Raw genomic sequence first — 1,528 nt, forward strand, 5'->3', positions numbered from 1 at the left:
AGCGTGGCACCGCAGATTCCGTTCGTGACGGAAGACATGGAGCAGGTGCTCGAAGCGGCCTGGGAGGCCGGCGCGCGCAGCGCCTTCTACACCATGATCCGGCTGCCCTGGGAGGTGGCGCCGCTGTTCAAGCAGTGGCTGGCGCTGCACTACCCGCAGCGCGCGGACCGCATCATGGCGCGCATCCACGACGTGCGCGGCGGCAAGGACTACGACGCCGACTTCGCCACGCGCATGAAGGGCACCGGCCTGTGGGCCGACCTGCTGCGCCAGCGCTTCGAGAAGGCGACCGCGCGCATCGGCTTCAACCGCGAGCGCATCGCGCTCGACCTCAGCGCTTTTCGGCCACCTGGCGCGCCGGGGCAGGGCAGCCTGTTCTAGATGCGAGCGCGGCGTCCGCGTTGCCGTCGCCGCACCAGTCGCCGCCCAGCGCCTTCACGAGGAACACCGAGGTCAGCAGCCGCTGGCCCTGCAGCTGCGCGGCCTGGCGTTCCACCGTCAACAGCGACTGCTGCGCGGTGATCACGTCGAGGTAGGTCGAGGCACCGCCCTCGTAGCGGCTGTTCGCCATGTCGAGCACGCGCCGCGCGGCCGCCACGGCCGACTGCGCCTGGGCGGTGGCGCGCTCGAGCGCCGCGAGGCCGTCGATGCCGTCCTGCACTTCCTGCATCGCGGTCAGCACCACGCGGCGGTAGTTGCCGACGGTGGCGTCGTAGCCGGCCTTCGCGAAGTCCACGCCCGCGCGCACGCGGCCGCCGTCGAACAGCACCTGCGTGGCCGACACGCCCACCGACCACAACAGGCTGGGCGCATCGAACAGCGACTCGATGAGCCGGCTGTCGACGCCGACCGTGGGCGCGATCAGGATGCTCGGATAGAAGGCCGCGGTCGCCACGCCGATCTGCGCATTGGCCGCGGCCATCGCGCGCTCGGCCGAGGCCACGTCGGGCCGGCGCTCGAGCACGTCCGAGGGCACGCCCAGCGGCACCGCGGGCGGGCGGATCTCGCGCAGGTCGGTCGCCAGCGCGAACGAGGGCGCGGGCGTGCCGGTCAGGGTGGCGAGCGCATGCTCGTACTGCGCGCGCTGCTTCTTGAGCACGTCGACCTGGGTCAGCGTGGTCTCGAGCAGCGCCTGCTGCTGCGCCACGTCGAGGCCCGAGACGGCGCCCAGGTCGTGCCGCGCCGTCACCAGCTCGAGCGCGCGCCGCTGCAGCGCGATCGAGCGCGTCAGCACGTCGAGCTCGATGTCGGTGGAGCGCAGGTTGAAATAGCTGCTCGCCACGTCGGCCGACAGCAGCAGCCGCGTGTTGGCGAGGTCGGCCGCCGACTGCTCGGCCGAGGCGCTCGCGCCTTCAACGCTGCGCTGCACGCGGCCCGCGAGGTCGAGCTCGTAGCTGGCGTTGAGCGAGAGCGCGAAGTCGTTCTGCACCGTCGAGGCATTGGCGGTGTTGTAGTTGGTCAGCGGCCGGTTGGCCGAGATCTTGAGCCGCGAGGCACGCGTGCCCAGGCCGAGCTGCGGGTACTGCGC

1 protein-coding gene and 1 pseudogene are annotated in these 1,528 nt (G+C 71.9%); one reads left to right on the forward strand and one right to left on the reverse strand.

Translation table 11 applies throughout. The features are described 5' to 3' along the window. Positions 1-381, forward strand: a pseudogene (locus tag AC27VN_RS41195) (PA0069 family radical SAM protein); the annotation flags it as partial. On the opposite strand, the gene AC27VN_RS41200 reads toward AC27VN_RS41195, so the two are convergent. Continuing rightward, positions 332-1,528: efflux transporter outer membrane subunit (locus tag AC27VN_RS41200; RefSeq protein ID WP_490880473.1), on the reverse strand; the 1,197-nt coding region annotated here is incomplete at its 5' end. The pseudogene AC27VN_RS41195 and the gene AC27VN_RS41200 overlap by 50 nt on opposite strands.

Source organism: Variovorax sp. 20P10.2.4, from assembly GCF_058244205.1.